Origin of the sequence: Streptomyces sp. NPDC050743 (genome assembly GCF_044456925.1) — a bacterium.
GTDB lineage: Bacteria > Actinomycetota > Actinomycetes > Streptomycetales > Streptomycetaceae > Streptomyces.
The window spans coordinates 1-1690 of the sequence record NZ_JBITGJ010000318.1 but is presented as its reverse complement, the minus strand read 5'-3'; the positions used below and the strand labels follow the sequence as shown (position 1 = coordinate 1690).

Sequence of the window (1690 nt, the reverse complement as noted above, 5' to 3'; positions counted from 1 at the left end):
GTCTCAGAAGCTGTTGTCTTTTCGATCTTGAGAGATGCGCTTCGAACGGGAGTCTCGATCGGGTGGTCGCTGACCGCTGGGCGCATGCGAGTGGGGCCTCCTGAACAGCTCGTTGGTGTCGAATCACCGAGCAACATCAGGAGGCCCCGGTGCCGCAGTCTTCCGTGTCGACGCCCTGGCAGTCCACTTCGGTCACCTGGGGGTGTGACTGTCTGGCTCACCGGTTCGGAAACGCCACCGACAACCCGCTGCGCGAGCGCCGGTATCCGACCGACATGACGGACGCCGAGTGGACCGAGGTCCGGCCGCTGCTGCCGGTGCCGGGCTGGATGCGCGGCCGGGGCGGGCAGCCGGAAGCGTACTGCCACCGCGCGATACTGGACGCGATTCGCTACCTGGTCGACAACGGCATCAAGTGGCGCGCCATGCCGGTGGACTTCCCGCCGTGGGACCGCGTGTACGCCTTCTTCCGCCGCTGGCGCGACCACGGTCTGGTCAGGGAGTTCCACGACCGGCTGCGCGCGGGGGTCCGCGAGAAGCTGGGCCGGGATGCTGAGCCGTCAGCGGGGATCATCGACTCGCAGTCGGTCAAGGCGGACGCCGTCGTCGGCACGGACAGCCGCGGCTACGACGGTGGCAAGCAGATCAACGGGCGCAAGCGGCACGTCGTGGTCGACACCCTCGGCCTGCTGCTGGGCGTGATGGTCACCAGCGCCGATATCGGCGACCGCGCCGCCGCCCAGGTCCTGCTGGCGCGGGTGGCCGACGCGCACCACCGCCTCGCCCTGGTGTGGGCTGATGGCGGCTACACGGGCAGCCTCGTCGAGCACTGCCTGGCCGCCTTCGCGCTGGTGCTGGCGATCGTCAAGCGCAGCGACGACGTCAAGGGTTTCGTGGTGCTGCCCAAGCGGTGGATCGTCGAGCGCCTCTTCGCCCACCTGATGCAAAGCCGCCGCCTGGCCCGCGACTACGAACGCCGCACCACCAGCGCCGAGGCCATGATCTACTGGTCGATGACCACGGTCATGAGCCGCCGCCTGGCGAGGCCACACCGCGGGCGGGTGTGAACCGGCCCGGCGCCGGCTCGGCCAGCCAGCCACGCGCCACCAGGCGCTTCGCCTTCGACCGCAACGCCTCCACCCGCGCCGGCACCACGTCCATGCCGAACGCGGCGGCCATCTCCTGGCAGGTCACCGGCCCCTGCCCGAGCCGGGCCCGGCCCGCTCCCAACTGCAGGATGCGCTGGTAGTCCACCGACAGCGCCGACCAGTCAAGCCCCTCACGCCACATGGGCACCTGCGACTTCGGCTTCGCCGCCTCCGGCGCCTGCGGCGTCTTTCCGGGCTGCCCCTCGGCGGGCGGCGCCGCCTGGCCGGCCGGGACCTGGTCCTGCCCGCTCTCGTCCGCCGGGGCCAGCACTTCGCCGACCCGTGAACGGGCGATGGCCCACTCCTCCCATTCCCGCTCGGCCACGGTCAGCTCGGCCTGGATACGGTCGGCCTCCTCCCGCAACTCATCCACCCGGCGGCGAGCACCCAGCTCGCGCTGTTCCAGCAGTCCGACCACCGACGGCATCCGCGACCCCCACAGCAGCGACGACATGACAAGCCGTCACTCCCACCAGACCGCCGGCCCCATGCCCCACCAGCGAAAACGCAGTCCTCGCGTCCGGAAAGACAACAGCTTCTCA

The 1690-nt window shown here is 70.5% G+C and carries 2 protein-coding genes; one reads left to right on the top strand and one right to left on the bottom strand.

Going from position 1 to position 1690, the window contains the following annotated elements; all coding sequences use genetic code 11:
- Positions 1–149 precede the first annotated feature (149 nt).
- Positions 150–1067, top strand: a complete 918-nt coding sequence (locus tag ACIBJF_RS53330) for an IS5 family transposase (RefSeq protein ID WP_399185105.1) — start codon at positions 150–152, stop codon at positions 1065–1067.
- On the opposite strand, the gene ACIBJF_RS53325 is transcribed toward ACIBJF_RS53330, so the two are convergent.
- Positions 1024–1575 carry a hypothetical protein gene (locus tag ACIBJF_RS53325; RefSeq protein WP_399185106.1) on the bottom strand — a complete coding sequence of 184 codons (552 nt, stop codon included), beginning with the start codon at positions 1573–1575 and terminating at the stop codon, positions 1024–1026. The two genes, ACIBJF_RS53330 and ACIBJF_RS53325, sit on opposite strands and share 44 nt — an antisense overlap.
- Positions 1576–1690 lie beyond the last annotated feature (115 nt).